The organism is Flavobacterium sp., assembly GCF_025352425.1.
GTDB lineage: Bacteria > Bacteroidota > Bacteroidia > Flavobacteriales > Flavobacteriaceae > Flavobacterium.
The window spans coordinates 18,437-32,986 of the sequence record NZ_JANXTI010000022.1 but is presented as its reverse complement, the minus strand read 5'-3'; the positions used below and the strand labels follow the sequence as shown (position 1 = coordinate 32,986).

16 protein-coding genes and 1 tRNA gene are annotated in these 14,550 nt (G+C 33.5%); 5 read left to right on the top strand and 12 right to left on the bottom strand.

Annotated features, from left to right (window positions below; genetic code table 11):
- Nucleotides 1-7 precede the first annotated feature (7 nt).
- Entirely contained in the window at nt 8-457 is a 450-nt protein-coding gene (locus tag Q0Q99_RS02425) for a hypothetical protein (RefSeq protein WP_293890892.1), read from the bottom strand.
- A 208-nt stretch (nt 458-665) separates the two neighbouring features.
- On the opposite strand from Q0Q99_RS02425, the gene Q0Q99_RS02420 reads away from it, so the two are divergent.
- Nucleotides 666-2,150, top strand: a complete 1,485-nt coding sequence (locus Q0Q99_RS02420; protein ID WP_293890889.1) for an aminotransferase class V-fold PLP-dependent enzyme — start codon at nt 666-668, stop codon at nt 2,148-2,150.
- Here Q0Q99_RS02420 and Q0Q99_RS02415 read toward each other — a convergent pair.
- Nucleotides 2,140-3,021, bottom strand: coding sequence for a lysophospholipid acyltransferase family protein (locus tag Q0Q99_RS02415; RefSeq protein ID WP_293890887.1), 882 nt, complete (start codon nt 3,019-3,021; stop codon nt 2,140-2,142). The two genes, Q0Q99_RS02420 and Q0Q99_RS02415, sit on opposite strands and share 11 nt — an antisense overlap.
- A gap of 98 nt (nt 3,022-3,119) precedes the next feature.
- On the opposite strand from Q0Q99_RS02415, the gene Q0Q99_RS02410 reads away from it, so the two are divergent.
- Nucleotides 3,120-3,761: a rhomboid family intramembrane serine protease gene (locus tag Q0Q99_RS02410; protein WP_293890885.1), complete on the top strand. Its 642-nt coding sequence runs from the start codon at nt 3,120-3,122 to the stop codon at nt 3,759-3,761.
- Between the two features lie 50 nt (nt 3,762-3,811).
- Nucleotides 3,812-4,504 (top strand): SIMPL domain-containing protein, encoded by a 693-nt coding sequence (locus Q0Q99_RS02405; RefSeq protein WP_293890882.1) that lies wholly within the window; start codon nt 3,812-3,814, stop codon nt 4,502-4,504.
- A gap of 147 nt (nt 4,505-4,651) precedes the next feature.
- Here Q0Q99_RS02405 and Q0Q99_RS02400 read toward each other — a convergent pair whose 3' ends face one another.
- From Q0Q99_RS02400 to Q0Q99_RS02375, 6 genes are all read right to left on the bottom strand, one after another.
- Nucleotides 4,652-4,879, bottom strand: coding sequence for a hypothetical protein (locus Q0Q99_RS02400; protein ID WP_293890879.1), 228 nt, complete (start codon nt 4,877-4,879; stop codon nt 4,652-4,654).
- Nucleotides 4,880-4,968: 89 nt separating this feature from the next.
- Nucleotides 4,969-5,049: transfer RNA gene (locus tag Q0Q99_RS02395), tRNA-Tyr, on the bottom strand.
- 156 nt (nt 5,050-5,205) lie between these two features.
- Nucleotides 5,206-5,625 (bottom strand): TlpA disulfide reductase family protein, encoded by a 420-nt coding sequence (locus Q0Q99_RS02390; RefSeq protein ID WP_293891052.1) that lies wholly within the window; start codon nt 5,623-5,625, stop codon nt 5,206-5,208.
- Complete coding sequence (locus tag Q0Q99_RS02385; RefSeq protein WP_293890876.1) at nt 5,625-6,353, bottom strand: DUF4369 domain-containing protein; 729 nt, start codon at nt 6,351-6,353, stop codon at nt 5,625-5,627. Before Q0Q99_RS02385 ends, Q0Q99_RS02390 begins: the two co-directional genes overlap by 1 nt.
- Nucleotides 6,354-6,433: 80 nt before the next feature.
- Entirely contained in the window at nt 6,434-7,846 is a 1,413-nt protein-coding gene (locus Q0Q99_RS02380; RefSeq protein WP_293890873.1) for an MBL fold metallo-hydrolase, read from the bottom strand.
- 92 nt (nt 7,847-7,938) lie between these two features.
- Entirely contained in the window at nt 7,939-8,730 is a 792-nt protein-coding gene (locus Q0Q99_RS02375; protein ID WP_293890870.1) for a sulfite exporter TauE/SafE family protein, read from the bottom strand.
- Between the two features lie 196 nt (nt 8,731-8,926).
- Here Q0Q99_RS02375 and Q0Q99_RS02370 point away from each other — a divergent pair, with 196 nt between their 5' ends.
- Nucleotides 8,927-10,900: an endonuclease gene (locus tag Q0Q99_RS02370; protein WP_293890867.1), complete on the top strand. Its 1,974-nt coding sequence runs from the start codon at nt 8,927-8,929 to the stop codon at nt 10,898-10,900.
- 103 nt (nt 10,901-11,003) lie between these two features.
- Here Q0Q99_RS02370 and Q0Q99_RS02365 read toward each other — a convergent pair whose 3' ends face one another.
- Together Q0Q99_RS02365 and Q0Q99_RS02360 are read right to left on the bottom strand one after the other, a co-directional pair.
- The gene (locus Q0Q99_RS02365; RefSeq protein WP_293890864.1) at nt 11,004-11,840 is read right to left on the bottom strand and encodes a hypothetical protein; all 837 of its coding nucleotides are present in this window, start codon (nt 11,838-11,840) and stop codon (nt 11,004-11,006) included.
- Nucleotides 11,841-11,845: 5 nt separating this feature from the next.
- The gene (locus Q0Q99_RS02360) at nt 11,846-12,292 is read right to left on the bottom strand and encodes a lipocalin family protein (RefSeq protein WP_293890861.1); all 447 of its coding nucleotides are present in this window, start codon (nt 12,290-12,292) and stop codon (nt 11,846-11,848) included.
- A 97-nt stretch (nt 12,293-12,389) separates the two neighbouring features.
- Between Q0Q99_RS02360 and Q0Q99_RS02355 the strand changes: the two genes are divergently transcribed.
- A complete protein-coding gene (locus Q0Q99_RS02355; RefSeq protein WP_293890858.1) occupies nt 12,390-12,638 on the top strand; it encodes a helix-turn-helix transcriptional regulator in 249 nt (82 codons plus the stop codon).
- 97 nt (nt 12,639-12,735) lie between these two features.
- Here Q0Q99_RS02355 and Q0Q99_RS12870 read toward each other — a convergent pair whose 3' ends face one another.
- Together Q0Q99_RS12870 and Q0Q99_RS02350 are read right to left on the bottom strand one after the other, a co-directional pair.
- Entirely contained in the window at nt 12,736-12,978 is a 243-nt protein-coding gene (locus tag Q0Q99_RS12870; protein ID WP_367174962.1) for a helix-turn-helix domain-containing protein, read from the bottom strand.
- A 150-nt stretch (nt 12,979-13,128) separates the two neighbouring features.
- Nucleotides 13,129-14,268, bottom strand: coding sequence for a site-specific integrase (locus tag Q0Q99_RS02350; protein WP_293890855.1), 1,140 nt, complete (start codon nt 14,266-14,268; stop codon nt 13,129-13,131).
- Nucleotides 14,269-14,550: the final 282 nt, after the last annotated feature.

Below are 14,550 nucleotides of genomic sequence, written 5' to 3'. Positions count from 1 at the left end.
GATTTTCTTATCTTAGTATACCTCTTCCGCCTCTCCCTGGCTTAGCTCCATCCGGATAATAGACATATGTTTGTGCCTTGTAGTTTTTGATGTACAAATCATCGTCAGGATTTGTGGTAGGGTTAAACCCAATTCCGTGATGGACAACAACATTAATTACATCCTCTTTGCTCACTTTAAAAATGTCTTTATCATTTTCATTTACATAGCTTCGGTTTAAATCTAAGAATTTCATTTCAGTTACCATGCAGGCACAATTTGCCAGAGAACTGCTTAAATCCTTATCATTTCCGTCTTTTGTTTGAAGAATTGCAAGAAGAGCATAACGGCTCGTATTACAAATATCATAATATGCTTTTATTTCATAAATATCAGTATCGATATTTGTGAGTTGAACTGCTAAATCGAACTCCAGTTTTGTGGAATCAAACGTTCCAAATGAATCATAGATTTTCATAATGTTTTATTTAAGGTTAGTTCAATCAAAATTCGGAATTTAATTTATAAAAAAAATCCCCACTAGAGGGGATTTTCGTAATTTTTTATGCAATTTTAATTTTGGATGTAATTTTCTAATAATGTAACACAGTTGTGAATTTAGTAATAAAGATCAATAACTATCACCAAATTAAAAATAATGTATCTTTGAAATCAAATTGTTAGAGATGATTACCACGGAAAACAGCACAAAATTAGAACACTATTTTCAGCAATTTCGCCAGAATATTATTGGAATTGATCAGGAGTTTGAAACACCTTTCGGAAAAAAGAAAATTGTTTATACAGATTGGACTGCCAGCGGAAGATTATACCGTCCGATTGAGGAAAAACTAATGAATGATTTTGGCCCTTTTGTGGCCAATACACATACTGAAACAACCGTTTCCGGAACAACCATGACGTTGGCATATCACCAAGCAAAGCACATCATAAAACGTCATGTGAACGCTAATGAGAATGATGTTTTAATTAATACGGGAACAGGAATGACGGGAGTTGTAAATAAATTTCAACGTATCCTTGGACTAAAAATACCAGAAAATCTTAAAGAATTTATAGCTATTCCAAACGAATTAAAACCGGTTGTGTTTATTTCCCACATGGAGCATCATTCTAATCAAACTTCGTGGTTAGAAACAATTGCCGATGTAGTTATTCTGCCAGCAAACGAAGAAGGATTATTTTGTCTTGAAGAATTTAAGGAATCACTTCAAAAATACAAAGACCGGAGTTTTAAAATTGCCTCAATTACTTCTTGTTCCAATGTTACCGGAATCAGAACGCCGTATCATGAAGTAGCCAAAATTATGCATCAAAATAATGGCGTTTGCTTTGTAGATTTTGCCTGTTCCGGACCCTATGTGGACATTGATATGCATCCGGATGACGAAAGTTATTTAGATGCTATTTTCTTTTCACCACATAAGTTTCTAGGCGGGCCAGGTACTTCGGGAGTTTTGATTTTCAATAAAAATTTATATCATAATAATGTACCCGATTGTCCCGGTGGCGGCACTGTGAGTTGGACAAATCCTTGGGGCGATCACAAATATATTGACAATATTGAGGATAGGGAAGATGGCGGAACTCCAGGATTTCTTCAGGTAATAAAAACGGCTTTGGCCATTCAATTAAAAGAGCAAATGGGTGTGAAAAATATCCTTGATAGAGAACATGAAATCGTTGGATATGTTTTTTCGGAATTGAATAACATTGACAATATTCATATTTTGGCCAATCAGCATCAGGAAAGGTTAGGCGTAATTTCTTTCTATATCGATGACTTGCATTTTAATCTTGGAGTTAAATTATTGAACGATAAATTCGGAATCCAAACTCGGGGCGGATGCAGTTGTGCGGGAACTTATGGGCATTATTTGTTGCATGTTGATCAGGAAACGTCGCATGATTTGGTTTGCCAAATTGCTTCCGGAGATCTAATTAAAAAACCAGGGTGGATCCGAATGTCTATTCATCCAACAACAACTACAGAGGAAATTCAAATGGTTTGTGAAAGTATTAAAGCGTTGTCAGAAAACCATAAGGAATGGGCTGCGGATTACGAATACAATTTCAAAACAAACGAATTTGCACATAAAAATGCCAAGCATCAGGAAGAAGAAATGGTAAAAGGATGGTTTAAGTTTTAGCCGGTTTTTTGTGTTTCCACCGTTTGTGTGTCCATAAATAAAATTCAGGAGCTTCATGAATTTGCTTTTCCACTCTTCTCAAAAAATCTTCTGAGATTTCATAATTTGGAACTTCTTTAGGATTATCAGCCATAAGTTCGAAGGTAGCTTCATAGTAACCACGCTTTATTTTCTTGTTTCTTAAAAAAATGACGTTCATGTCAAAACGTTTGGCAAGCATTTCGGCTCCCGTATGAACGGGCGTTTCTATTCCCATGAAAGGTGCCCAATGAAAAGCCTTACTTGCCTGTGGCGATTGATCACTTGCTAAACCATAAACAGCCAAATTATTTGTCCTGTTGTTTCGGTCTATTGTTGGAATTGTCTCTCTTGTAGTAATCAAAGGTGCTTTAAACCTGCCGCGAATCTTTTTTATCAATCTGTCAAAATACTTATTGCTTATTTTTTTATACACCCCATAACCTGTAAACGTTATATGGTAATTCATTGAAACTGCCCATTCGTATGAAGCATAATGGGCGCAGAGCAAAGCAATGCTTTTCCCTTTTTTCTCTAAATCCAAATAGAGATCTAAATTGGTGAAAACAAATCTTTTTTCCATTTCCTTTTGGGAAATAGACATTGTTTTTATCATTTCGAGAAACATATCACACAAGTGATGATAAAATTTTTTCTCGATGTTTAACCGTTCTTTTTGAGATAAATTAGGCAAAGCCATAGCAATGTTTTCCCGAACCACTTTTTTTCGGTAACCAAAAATAGTATACACCAAAAAGCAAACACAATCAGAAAAAATATAAAGCAATCGGAATGGAAGAATAGAAATCAGCCAAATAATTGGGTAAACAATAATGAAAAGAAGTAATTGCATGCACTCTAATTTTATGCAAATATAAAGTTTAAAGTGATTTTAACGTGTTCTATTTATCAATTGCTAAAGAAGTATTATTTTTACTGAAAATATTTCAAATGGTCAACATTTTTTTATTATCCATAATAGCGACTAATGTGCTCATAAGCATGAAAGGATTCAACGATGAATCTTTTTTTAGAAAGTATCAATTTCATGTGGGAAGCATTCGTGCCGGTGAACAAATAAGAATGGTTTCTTCTGCTTTTCTGCATGCGGATGCTGTGCACTTGTTGTTCAATATGATTGCTTTGTATTCGTTTGCCCCAGTAGTAACGGAAACCCTAGGGAATCTCAGTTTTCTGTTAATCTATGCGGGAAGTTTGATTTTTGGTAGTTTGCTCACAATGGTTTTTCATGGTAATGAATATAATTATCGGGCGGTGGGTGCTTCGGGTGCGGTGACCGGAATTATATATTCCGCAATTTTATTATATCCCGACATGACGATTGGCATTTTTGGAGTTATACCAATGCCTGCATATATATTCGGAATTGGGTATTTATTGTATTCTATTTATGGAATGAAATCAAAAAGAGATAATATTGGACACACAGCGCATTTTGGTGGAGCCATTGGCGGTTATGCTATCACCTTGTTAAAAGACCCGATGCTTTTTGAACAAAGCACTTTCATGGTTATTCTTTTAGCAATCCCAATTATCATCCTTTTTATAATGGCCAAAATGGGAAAATTATAATTGGCACAACTTTTGAAAAGCAGGAACAACAACCAATAAAAATAAGTATTATGAAGAAATCATTTTTAATTATAGCAACCTTTTTCGCTATAGCATTACAAGCACAAGAACAAAGAAACCAAGTGCCACAAATTTCGGTTACCGGAGAAGGAAAAGTAAAAATAGTGCCGGATCAAGCAGTGGTAACAGTTGGTTTTCAAAATTCGGGTAAGGACGCCAAGGAAGTAAAAACACTGAATGATGAAGTAGTGGATAAAGTGATTAAGTTTTTAAAGAAAAGCGGTATTCCTGCTACCGATTATAAAACAAACAATGTTAGCTTGTATAAAAGCTATGATTACGAAAAAAAGAAATATAATTTTCAGGCCAGTCAGACATTAAGTATCACACTTAAGGATTTATCAAAATATGATCATGTAATGATGGGCTTGAATGATGCAGGAGTAAACTCTATCAGTGGAGTTGAATTCAAATCGTCTAAAATGGATGAGTACGAAAGAGACGCCCGAAAAAAAGCCATTTTGAATGCCAAACAAAAAGCACAGGATTATGTTTCCGTTTTGGGTCAGAAAGTTGGAAAAGCATTGCTAATTACTGACAACTCGCAAAGTTATACTCCACAACCAATGTATAAAGGAAATATGATGGCGATGGCTGAAGACGCCGGAGCGCCAAGAGAAACGTTAGCTGTTGGCGAATTAGAAATAAATACGAATGTAAGCGTAACTTTTGCGTTGGAATAAAAAGTTCGGCATGCTACTAAACAAAAAAACTCTTCAATTTTCTTGAAGAGTTTTTTTGTTCGATATTTTCCGGCTAAAACTCAAAACAATTTTCTTTTGCCTTCCGCGAGGGAGACTTTATACAGTTAATTAACATTACCCAGTGAATTAAACATTAGAAAAAAAGTAATCAACCGAAACCAATATCACGTCAACCGAAGCTAATTTGACGTCGACCGAAGTTAATTTGACGTCGACCGAAACCAATTTGACATCGACCGAAGCTAATATGACGTCGACCGAAGGTAGTATGACATCGACCGAAGCTAATATGACATCGACCGAAACCAATTTGACATTGACCGAAGCTAATATGACGTCGACCGAACTAGTCATACCAAGCAGTTACGACTCAAGACGGTTTTATTCAAACAAAAAAACGCTCAAGTTAGCTTGGCGTTTTCCTTTCTTGTTCTATTTATTCGTGGGGAGAGCAGGATTCGAACCTGCGAAGTTCTCACAGCAGATTTACAGTCTGCCCTCGTTGGCCGCTTGAGTATCTCCCCATTTGCTTGTTTCGGTTGCAAATATAAAAACACTTTTCAGCTTCGCAAATAAAAAACAGCGAATTTAACTGGCTTTTCCCAACGTTTTGGTTATAAGTAAAATAAAAAAATCTCCTTCGGGAGATTTTTTCTATATGGTACTGTTTCAGTATTATTTTACCTTAAGAGTTCTTTTATTTTTACTTTCAAATTATCACCTCTTAAATCTACAGCAACAACTTTTCCGGAGGCATCCAACAAAAAAGTTGTAGGGATTTGAGTGACTCCATATTGCAAAGCAATGGGATCCTGCATCTCTTTCAAATTAGAAACCTGTGTCCAGATTAGCTTGTCTTTAGCAATAGCGTCTTTCCATTTTGCAGCATCTTCATCCAGAGAAACACTAATAATATTCAATCCTTTACCGTGAAAATCATTGTAAAGCGCTACAACATTTGGATTTTCTTGTCTGCAAGGGGCACACCATGATGCCCAAAAATCAATTAAAGTTGCTTTCCCCAAGCTTTCTTTTAAAGAACCTAATTTTCCTTCCGGAGTAGGTGCTTTGAAGTCAGGTGCTGGTTGACCAACACTAATTACTTTACCGCTGGCTTTTTTTTTAAACTGTCTATGTTTAGCTTAATTGCTTTTCCAGGTTTTGTCTTTTTCAATGATTCATCAATTGAATTATAAAGCCCATCGATATCTTTTGTATACTTAGGATTGTTAGACATCATTTGAATAATCAAAACACTGATAAATGATTTTGGATGCGTTTTTGGATAACCAAAAGTGTAATCTGTTATTGGCTTTTGAACTAAATCATATTCGTTTCTCAGGTTGTTCATTGTCACCGTATCATTGTTTTTCTGCGCCTCATTCATCACAGCCATGTTTTTCATCTGAAAAGCCATCACACTTTTTTGCAGATTTTTTTGAATTTTAGTAGATTCATCATTGAATTTCGTAAACTCTTCATTACTGTAAGTACCTGCTAATTTCGATTTGAATACACTGTCTTTATCAACGGTAATTGCAATCTCACCCCCTTCAAGAATAAAAGGAATTTTACCGTTTACTTTATCAATTTGAAGAAAATGAATTTCCGGTTCTGCCGTTTTTCCTTTGATTTCAAATTTTCCATCAACGATTTTTACCGTATCGATGGCTTGTGGACCCATACCCATTTGACCTTGTTTTTCTAAGAAAACTAATCCGGTTTTCATTCCTTTCACAGTTCCAGTAATTTCATATTCGCCTTCACCTAATTTCTTGCATGAAAACAGAACTACGGCAACAGCTACTAAAAGAAGTATTTTTTTCATTTTTTTGTTTTAAATTTTTAACGAATGCAAATGTATCTAATTTGCCTTTTGAATAATTAGTTAATTAACTTTTTTTTGATTTATTTTTTTGTTGATGGGCAATCAAATTTTGTACAACTCACGCTTGTTTGTTTAATACCACTCATTCCTTTTTCAATATTGATAAGATTATGGATTCCTCTCGATTTTAGGATAGATGCCATAACAACAGAACGGTAGCCGCCTGCACAATGCAAAAAGAAATCATTTCCCTTCGGAACACTTTGAAAGTTTTCATTGATTGTATCTAAAGGAATATTCAAGGCTTTCTCCACATGTTCGGCTTCATATTCGCTTGGTTTTCTGGCGTCAACTACTATACTTTTTGAATTTAATTCGATGGCAAATTTTTCGGGTGAAATAGAATGAATGCTATCCGTTTCAAAATCGGCTTTTTTCCATGCATCGATGCCATCTTTCAGAAATCCCAGGACATGGTCAAAACCAACACGCGATAATCTTGTAATCGTTTCTTCTTCTCTTCCTTGAGGAATAACTAACAATAGTTTTTGGTTAATATCACGCAACATTGAACCAACCCATGGCGCAAAATTTCCCTGAATACCAATAAATATCGAATTCGGAATATGCGCTTTTACAAAGTCATCTTCATGTCTTACATCCAAAACTATAACATCGCCCTGATTGGCAACCGCTTCAAATTCTCTTGGCGAAAGTCCAATATTGCTCTTAAGAATAATACTGTCCAAACTGTCATATCCTTTGATATTCATCATAACGTTTTGAGGGAAGTACGCTGGCGGAAGCCCCAAACCATCAAGTAATTCTTTGGTAAATTCTTCTTTGGTCATATCAGTCCGCAATGCATAATTTGTTCTTTTCTGGTTGCCCAAAGTATCCGTGGTTTCTTTGCTCATGTTTTTTCCGCAGGCGCTTCCTGCACCATGACTGGGATAAACCATCAAATCATCAGATAAAGGCATGATTTTATTTCGTAATGAATCAAAAAGATAGCCTGCCAACTTTTCCTGAGTTAAATCATCTGTCATGGCCTGAGCCAAATCAGGTCGGCCAACGTCACCAATAAACAAGGTGTCGCCAGAAATGATTCCGTGTTGCTTTCCGTTTTCATCAATTAGTAAATAACAAGTACTTTCTAGAGTATGTCCCGGTGTGTGCAATGCTTTAACAGTATAATTGCCAACTTTAAACTCTTGGTTATCGGTAGCGATTATGGCTTTAAATTCCGGATTAGCCGTTGGACCGTACACAATTTCTCCACCGCTTTTATCTGCCAAGTCTAGATGTCCGGAGACAAAATCGGCATGAAAATGAGTTTCAAAGATGTATTTAATTTTGGCATTATCCTTTTTGGCTCTGTCAAGATAAGGTTGCACTTCACGCAGTGGATCAAAGATTGCTGCTTCGCCATTGCTTTCAAGATAATAAGCGGCTTGAGCAATGCATCCGGTATATATTTGTTCGATTTTCATAACCAAAAATTTTTTTCGTACACTTCGACCCAAAGGTCTCGGGTTGCAAAATTAAATAATAACTACAAAGATAAGTGATGAATTTAGCATATTTATGATAGAAGCTCCTTGAAAAGAATCAAGAATGACATTATTAAAACAAAAAAGCCAAATATTTTTTTCAAGTGTTTGTCATTAATATAATGTTGAATATAAAGACCAATAAAAATTCCAATCACAGAAAAAGTGGTAAACGAAATGAGGAATGCCCAATCGATTTCCATATTTTGAACATCACCTGTAAAGCCAATCAGCGAGTTAATAGTAATAATCAACAACGAAGTGCCAATGGCTTTTTTCATTGGTAATTTGGCAAATTTCAACAAAGCAGGAATAATTAAAAAACCACCGCCGGCACCAATCAATCCAATTAAAATCCCCACAAAGAACAGCTGGATAATAACAACTGACAAAGATTTGGTTTTAAAATCGACAACGTCACTTTCTTGTTTTGTTTTCAGCATCGAATAGGCAGCCATAAACATAACGATGGCAAAAATCAACATCAGAAAAGTGGCTTTTGATAATTGGATAGAACCAAAATAAAATATTGTTTCCGGTATTCTTGGCACAATAAATTTACGGGTTAAGTAAACGCCAATCACCGAAGGAATAGCAAATTGTATCGCCGTTTTTGGAACGACAAGTCCTTTTTTTAAATTCTGGATGGTACCAAATCCAGACGTTGTTCCAACGATAAATAATGAATAAGCAGTAGCGATTATCGGATTATAATTTAGAATAAAAACCAATATGGGAACCGTTAGTATCGAACCGCCACCGCCGGTAATTCCTAATACTATTCCAATAAATAAAGCCCCGATATAACCTAAAAGTTCTAACACTACTAAAGATTGATTTTGTAAAAATAGTGTAATTGAATTGAAAATGCACGGTTTAATTTTTACACCAAGTTTATAGCTACAAATATTTAAAGATTTTTTCTTAGTAAACAGGTTTGGCGCCTTTTTATTGTTAATTAAAAGGTGGAATTATGTTTTGCTTTTTCTAATAGATATATTTGCGAACCACAATTTAAGAATGATGTTTAAAAAATTACTGCTCCTTATGGCGCTTGCTGTTTTTTCAGTAAGTAATGCCCAAATTGTTATTAATGAAATCGATCCTGATACGCCATCTACGGATACCAAAGAATTTATAGAATTAAAATCGGCATCACCCTTTTTTGCATTAGATGGTTACGTATTGGTTTTCTTTAATGGAAGCGCTTCGGGATTGACAAATCTTAGTTATTATGCTGTTGATTTAGATGGTTTAGTTACTGATGGTAATGGAAATATTCTTTTAGGAAATCCATTAGTGAATCCGGCAGCATCCTATGCTATACCGCAGGCTACTATTCAAAATGGTCCTGATGGCGTAGCAATTTATTTGGGAGATGCGGCTGATTTTCCAACCAATACGGCCGGAACTTCTTCAAATTTGATTGATGCTTTAGTGTACAGCAATAGTGGGACAACTTCGGCAACGGCTTTAATGACTGCCTTGGGCGAAACTACTAGTTATAATGAAAATGCCAACGGATTAGCATCCACACAATCCATTCAAAGAAAAACGGATGGAACCTATGAAGTAAAAGCACCAACTCCAAGAGCCAACAATGATGGTTCCGGAATTATTTACAACGGCATCACAACGACTTCTAACCCTATTAGCCCTATTTCAGAAGGGCAAAGTATAACGCTTACCTTTACGACCGATGTTGCTGTAACTTCTAATTTAAATTTCTCGATAACACTAAGCAATGGTTCGTTTAATTCATCTGATTTTACAGGAAATCTAAACATTACTATTCCATCCGGAGCAGCAACAGCTTCAACGGTAATTCAAATTTTGAATGATGGCACAAATGATGGTGATGAAGAAATGAAAGTGAGCATCGGAACTGTACCATCTAATTACATTGTGCTCAATAATAATAGTATAATCAGGGTTAATGATGTCAACTTTTTCACATTACCTTTTGGTACTCCGGCAAATCCTACCTACGGAAATATTTCAAGTACTGCACCTGCGGGTTACTATGCCTCTTTAGAAGGAAAATCAGGTAATGCTTTAAAGCAGGCTCTTCAGGATATTATTGCCAATCCGGCTGTAGTTCGTGCGCATACTTATGGCGACATTATAAACATATTAAAAACAGCAGATCAGAATCCTTTGAATAGTAATCAAGTTTGGTTAATTTATACAGAACAGCCTCGTTCTAAAATTGATTATCAAACCGGCAGCAGTATTATTGGGAAATGGAATAGGGAACACATCTATTGTCAGTCAAGAGGGAATTATGGCGATTTATATAATGCGCCTCCTGACGGAATCAATGTTTGGTCTTCGACCGGGCCCGATGATATTGGTGCAGGACTATCTGATGCGCATCATTTAAGAGCTGTTGACGGCCAGGAAAATTCTTCCCGAAATAACAGAAATTATGGTGTTGATTATAATGGGCCAACAGCTACACCAACCAGCAGTTGGAAGGGTGATGTAGCTCGTGCCTGTTTTTATATGGCAGTTCGATACAACGGATTGAACGTTGTAAATGGAAATCCGAATGAAAATATTATTGGGCAAATAGGGGATTTAATGACGTTGTTAGCATGGAATCATTCTGACCCAAAAGATGATTTTGAATTGAACAGAAACAACTATATCTATACGTGGCAAATGAATAGAAATCCGTTTATTGATTATCCTGACTTAGCGGATTATGTTTTTGGCGCGAACTTTGGGCAGACCTGGTTTGCATCTTTATCAACTACTCATTTTGATGCTGCGAAAGTTGTTCTATATCCAAATCCGGCAAAAGATAACATTAGCATTTTTGGAATCACAACTGATGCAAAAATTGAAGTGTTTTCTGCGCTAGGGCAAAAAGTTTTTGAGCAAAATTTTAATGGAGAAATTACGTTACACACCGATTTAGTTTCGGGAATTTATTTGGCAAAAATAACTTCTGATTCTAAAGTTGTGACTAGGAAAGTAATAATTCAATAGTTACTTTCCGATACAATAAATAACTTTACACTAAAATAACGGAGAATTTACGAAGCCGTACCCCATTTAGTAAAAATCTCTATTTTAAAATGTAAATATTTCACTAATTCCAACACCCAAAATTAATTTCTGTTATAATTCCATCTACGGAGGAGAACATACAAATTTCATTGTTCTTTTTTGAGATGTGTATTTCTCTATTTTTTATAAGATAATCGTTCTCTACTATTGTTCTACAATTATTATCCTTAATTTTTACATTCTCCGAAACTTCAAAAGTTCTAATTTTAGAATTTTGGTTAATTACTTTATAATCGTTTATTTTGGTATATTCAATTTGTACAATATCCAAAGAAATATAGATTTTTCCATTTTTTCTAAAAATATCCTTTATCAAAGCTGGTTCATTTTCTTTGGTTTCTTTCGTTATTGACAGTCCTTTAGTAGTTACACTTTTTGTCTTACTACTCCCTACATTACTCAAAGTAAATGAAATCATTCCTTTTTGTAAATTCGGTTGTGTTTTAAAAATAGATACTACAAATCCTTTTTCAATAGATTTAGAGGTAAAAACTCCCAAATAATCATTAGTTTTTGTTTCATCAATTCTATAACTGACATCATTACCAATATCATTTACGATAAATAGACTTCTATTAATCATATCATTCCAACCAATCATTCTAAGTTGATCTCCTTTAAATTTAAGATTAACAACAAATGTATAAACCGAGTTTTGTTTAGTATAAGTTAGAATTCCAGATTTTAAATCTTTTGATTTTAATTTATAACCGTTTTCTTTAATTAATATTTCTTCTACTTTATTTTTTTGTAAATTGAAGAAATCCTCAACATTACTAAAATTACTAAATTCCTGTCCATAACAAATTGTTGAAAATAAAATAACAATACAGAAAATATTAAATACTTTAATCTTCATAATTTTTAATTTTTTAGATATTCTAATTTGTGTTCATCATTTCCATCACCATCTTCATCCCAAGTGTATACTATTTTTGTTGAAGTTAACTGAACATTATTTAAAACTTCAATTTGTGTTCCACTTACAACATCAGTAAAGTTTAAAGTAATTTTATTTGTTGATGTATTATAGTTGTAGTTTCCATTATCATGTCCTTCTTCAATACAGTTTCCAGTTTGTAATGAGTAATCAATTCTATCAAATGTTCCATTACTATTAAATTGTATATAACTTTCCCTATCACAAGTGGTAAGTGTTTGTTCAACATTGTTTAGTTTCCAATCACTCAATTTCCATTTATTTATTATTGTTGGTTGTTCAATGTTAATAGGATTATCATTACTACTACTGCATGAGTTTAATATCATTATCGTTATTAATCCCAAAAAATTTGTTTTCAATTTTATCATAATTTTTTTTAAACAAATATCATAAATTATCAAATACTTATACCTGTATAAGTGAATATTTTTTAAGCATTAACTCACTTTGTCCAAACGTAAGTTTATGGACAATTCAACTATAGATCCAATAGAGCAGTATGTTATAGATACTGTTAGAAGAATGAGAATAGAGAAGAAAATTTCACAAAAGGAATTAGCTTATTCTCTAAATCTTTCAATAGGTTTTATTGGTAGTGTTGAAAGTTCCAAGTTAAGAGCAAAATATAATCTTTCACATATCAATAAATTAGCTGAATACTTTGGATGCTCTCCCAAAGATTTCCTTCCCAATAGTTCATTAGCCGATGAATAGGAAGGAGAACTTCTATATTTAAAAAAGCACCGTAAAGCACTATTCAATTACTTTTTTCGAATTTTTATTAGAACAGAGCGGAATTATACTTAATCAATCATTTTTTATTAAATAAATATTTAGCAGATTTTAAGGATAATATATCTTTTCCTAATCGTTGATTATTCAATAAGTAATTGTCTAAATCTTCTACTTTAAAGTAAATACACTTACCACTTGGTTTATATGAGTTCAGAATGTTATTTCTGGATAATCTCCTAATGTAATGAATACTTAGTCCTAAATATTTTGCGGCTTCTTCCGTGTTTGCAAAACCTCGTGCCTTAATGATATGAATCATATCAGTCAATGAAATACTATTTGCAGTCATAACTATCAAATTTTTAATTTTAATCAATTCAATTTCTATTCTTCGATTAATCTTATAATTCAATAGTTCTGCTAATGCATTTTTAATTGGAATTATATGGCAATTGTTTTTAATTTTGGTTTATCGATACAAATCAGGCATATTAGAAACAGCATCTATTTTCTTTTTATCTATGACTTTTGCATAGATTTCAGTTGTTTTCAAATGACGATGTCCTAATAGCTTACTTACTGTATAAATATCAGTATTCATTGTTAGTTGTAAAGTAGCAAAGCTATGTCGAGCGCAATGGAATGTTATATGTTTATCAATCCCCGCATCCTCAATCCATTTTCTTAGTTTTAAATTATGATATGCGCTATAAATTAAATTATCAAAAACTAAATTGTCGTCTTCTTTTCTATTTCCAATAATTTTAATAGAGTGATCGCTTATAGGAAGATGTTCAGCTCCTTTAGTTTTTTGTTGGGTAAACTTTATCATCCAACCATTTTGGTTGCTATAAAATAAGTTTTTCCATTTTAATGCTTTTATATCTGAAAATCTCAATCCTGTTAAAGCGCTAAAAATAAAGGCATCTTTCATTGTTGGATATTCGCAATCTGTTTTTGCTAATAGTTGGAGTTCCTCTAAAGTCAAATACTGTCTGTTAGTTTCTTTTTCCTTAATTCCTTTTACTCTCATCATTGGATTTTCAACTATCATTTTTGTTTGGAACGCCTCTTTTAATGCAGTCCTAATTTTATTAAAATAGGAGAGGGCTGAGTTCTGAGAAAGGCGACTACCATTTGTAGATATTTTAGCAGTCAGTAAATATGCTTTAAAGTTTTCAATGAAGAAATCATCGACTTTCGCTATTGGAATATCTTTACCTTTACAAAAGGCAGTTAAATGTTTTAATGTACTCGACCAAGTTCCATAAGTACCATTAACTTCATACTTTTTATCGGTCATTTGCTTAAAGTATTCTAAAAAACCAATTTTTCCACTTACACTACTAACAAAACCATGTTTTCTACTTTGTAAATCCAAAGTCTTCTGTGCTTTAATCGATTCAGCAAGTAGTTTAGTTTCTTTATTATGCTCCTTTTCAAGGAAGTTTTTGGGTTTATCATACAAATACAATTTTAAAAAGTCATAGTTCCTCTTTTGTGTATCTGAATCATGATACATTAAGTAAAGACTATTCATTTTTGTTTTTCCTTTTTCAATAGATTTTTTAGAAAGTTGTCCTTCACGAACCATTAGGTAAATCTTCATAGTTTGTCGCTTTAGTGTTACTAATTTTATGCGACATTCAGCCTAAAATTATATAGGAGACAACAGAAAGCGTGTAAAATCTACCTAATTTATATTTTTCAATAGGTTTAGTTACTTTCTCTCTACGAAAGTAACCGACTTTTTAAGTGTTTTTATTCTATAATTACAACCACAAATTTTTATTGCTTTAGTTTACGATTTTAAAATTCGTTTTAAATTTATTTCTAATTCAATCCACAATATGCTTTTTAATAAGTTACAACAATTTTAATTTACCGTTTG

Bases quoted from the DNA above. Each gene is read 5' to 3' on its own strand.
- Q0Q99_RS02410 (WP_293890885.1), top strand. From the start codon at position 3,120: ATGGTCAACATTTTTTTATTATCCATAATAGCGACTAATGTGCTCATA.
- Q0Q99_RS02370 (WP_293890867.1), top strand. From the start codon at position 8,927: ATGATGTTTAAAAAATTACTGCTCCTTATGGCGCTTGCTGTTTTTTCA.
- Q0Q99_RS02385 (WP_293890876.1), bottom strand. From the start codon at position 6,353: ATGAAAAAAATACTTCTTTTAGTAGCTGTTGCCGTAGTTCTGTTTTCA.
- Q0Q99_RS02400 (WP_293890879.1), bottom strand. From the start codon at position 4,879: ATGACTAGTTCGGTCGACGTCATATTAGCTTCGGTCAATGTCAAATTG.
- Q0Q99_RS02350 (WP_293890855.1), bottom strand. From the start codon at position 14,268: ATGAAGATTTACCTAATGGTTCGTGAAGGACAACTTTCTAAAAAATCT.
- Q0Q99_RS02355 (WP_293890858.1), top strand. From the start codon at position 12,390: ATGGACAATTCAACTATAGATCCAATAGAGCAGTATGTTATAGATACT.
- Q0Q99_RS02415 (WP_293890887.1), bottom strand. From the start codon at position 3,021: ATGCAATTACTTCTTTTCATTATTGTTTACCCAATTATTTGGCTGATT.
- Q0Q99_RS02360 (WP_293890861.1), bottom strand. From the start codon at position 12,292: ATGATAAAATTGAAAACAAATTTTTTGGGATTAATAACGATAATGATA.
- Q0Q99_RS02405 (WP_293890882.1), top strand. From the start codon at position 3,812: ATGAAGAAATCATTTTTAATTATAGCAACCTTTTTCGCTATAGCATTA.
- Q0Q99_RS12870 (WP_367174962.1), bottom strand. From the start codon at position 12,978: ATGATTCATATCATTAAGGCACGAGGTTTTGCAAACACGGAAGAAGCC.
- Q0Q99_RS02420 (WP_293890889.1), top strand. From the start codon at position 666: ATGATTACCACGGAAAACAGCACAAAATTAGAACACTATTTTCAGCAA.
- Q0Q99_RS02425 (WP_293890892.1), bottom strand. From the start codon at position 457: ATGAAAATCTATGATTCATTTGGAACGTTTGATTCCACAAAACTGGAG.
- Q0Q99_RS02365 (WP_293890864.1), bottom strand. From the start codon at position 11,840: ATGAAGATTAAAGTATTTAATATTTTCTGTATTGTTATTTTATTTTCA.
- Q0Q99_RS02380 (WP_293890873.1), bottom strand. From the start codon at position 7,846: ATGAAAATCGAACAAATATATACCGGATGCATTGCTCAAGCCGCTTAT.